Below are 2,086 nucleotides of genomic sequence, written 5' to 3' on the forward strand. Positions count from 1 at the left end.
GCGGTAGGCTGCTTGGATCAACTGTTCTGACTCGGGGCCGTCTTCGATTAGGCCATCGGCGAGGAGTTGCAAAGAGCCGAGCACGACATTTAACCCAGTGCGTAAGTCGTAGGACTCGGGGCTGGTGATGGCGGGGGGCACGGGGTAAGCGCCGGTTTCATGGGCGAACTGCATGGTGTAGAGGTCGGTGTAGCGGCCTTGCTGCTGCAACAGTTCGTCGTGGGTGCCCAGTTCGACCACGCGGCCCTGGTCGAGCACGGCGATCTGGTCGGCGTTGCGAATGGTGGAAAGCCGGTGGGCGATGACTAAGGTGGTGCGATCGCGGCTCAAATCCTCCAGGGCCTGCTGTACCAGCTGCTCTGAGACCGTATCGAGGGCGCTGGTGGCTTCATCCAAAATCAAAATGGGTGGGTTTTGCAGCAGGGCGCGGGCGATCGCAATTCGCTGGCGCTGGCCACCCGAGAGCAATACACCGCGATCGCCCACCACCGTGTCAAAGCCCTGGGGCAATTGGCTAATAAACTCGTAGGCGTTGGCTCGATGGGCCGCCTGCACCACCTCATCGTCGGTGGCCGCAGGCTGAGCGTAGGCAATGTTGTCGCGCACGGTGGCGTTAAACAAAAAGGTGTCTTGGCTGACGATGCCCATGGCTCGCCGCAGACTGCCCAGGTCAAACTCCCGCAGGTCAATGCCGTCAATGGCGATGCGGCCCCCCTGGGGGTCGTAAAAGCGGGGCAGCAGGTCGGCGAGGGTAGACTTACCTGCTCCCGAGGCTCCGACCAGCGCTAGGGTAGTGCCCTTGGGCAGCGCTAGATCAATCCCCTGTAGCGACCAACCTTCGGCGCTGGGATATTTGAAGTCGATGCCTTCGAAGGTGATGCCCGTTTGCAGGGTGGTAAGGGCGCGATCGCCCTGGGCCATGAAGGGTTTGTTGTCGCGGCGCAAAAAGTCGTAGACCAGATCAACACTGGCAGCGCTGTTGGCCAGCTGGCTGCGGGCCGAGTTGAGCTGTCCCACAAACTGAACCACCCGCGACAGCACAAACAAAAACGTCAGCAGCAGGGTGGCCGACGCAGCCGATCCGCTACCCAGCCAAAACTGGCTGATTAAAATAATCGCCACCAGGGCCAAAATGCTGAGAATTTCATTCAGTGGGCCAATGATGGCGGTGTTCATCTGCGATTGCAGGGCGGCCCGTTCGCGCCGCTCGATCAGGGCCTCCACCTGGGTAAACTCGGCGGACTCGTTGGCGGTGGCCTTGACCAGGCGCATGCCGTTGAGCATTTCTAGGGTACGCACCGAATAGTCTTTAGAGGCATCGGCCAGAGCCTTGCCGTAGGCGCGGGCGCGGGTAATCACGTAGCGGTTGAGCACCAGCACCCCGGCCATTAGCACAACGGCGGCCAGGGTCAGCGACCCCGATATCGACAGCAGCACCATCCCAAAAAACAGAATATTCAGCGACGCCCGCAGCAGGTTGATCACCGCATTGATCGAGGTCACCGCCCGGCCCACCTGGTCGTTAAGCCGCTGAATAATATCCCCTGTGCGCATGGTGTTGTGGTAGTCGATATCGACCCCCAGCAGCAGGTCGAGCCCGGCCCGGCGCAGGTCGCAGGTCAGGCGGCGGGAAAGACCTTCGCTGGTGACACTGCTCAGGTAGTTGGCCAGATTTTTGAGCAGAATGGTGAGCACAATAAAGCTCAGCATGGCCACCGCCCGCCCTGGGCCGGGCAGGCCCAAAAACGGCTCGGTCACGTCCTCTAGCAGGGGGGGCAGGGCAATCGCCCCGGTGCTTTCCTGGGTACCCAGTAGCTCAAACACCGCTGGCACAATCAGCGTAGTGCCCACCCCGTTGAAGACCGCTCCCGAAAAGCCCAGCCCAATGGCGGCTAAAATGCGCCAGGGGTAGCGTTTTGCGTGGTCGAAGAGGAGCTTTTGGGCGGTCATGGGGAAGGGGTGGATGAGTGGATGAGTGGATGAGTGGATGAGTGGATGAGTGGATGAGTGGATGAGTGGATGAGTGGATGAGTGGATGAGTGGATGAGTGGATGAGTGGCTGAGTGGATGAGTGGATGAGTGGATG

Annotated in this window: 1 protein-coding gene; it reads right to left on the minus strand. The window is 60.6% G+C overall.

What is annotated here, in order from left to right:
* Nucleotides 1–1,950 (minus strand): ABC transporter ATP-binding protein (locus IQ273_RS32735; RefSeq protein ID WP_194027247.1); only part of this gene is annotated, 1,950 nt, incomplete at its 3' end.
* Between the last annotated feature and the right edge of the window lie 136 nt (nucleotides 1,951–2,086).

The organism is Nodosilinea sp. LEGE 07298 (assembly GCF_015207265.1).
GTDB lineage: Bacteria > Cyanobacteriota > Cyanobacteriia > Phormidesmidales > Phormidesmidaceae > Nodosilinea.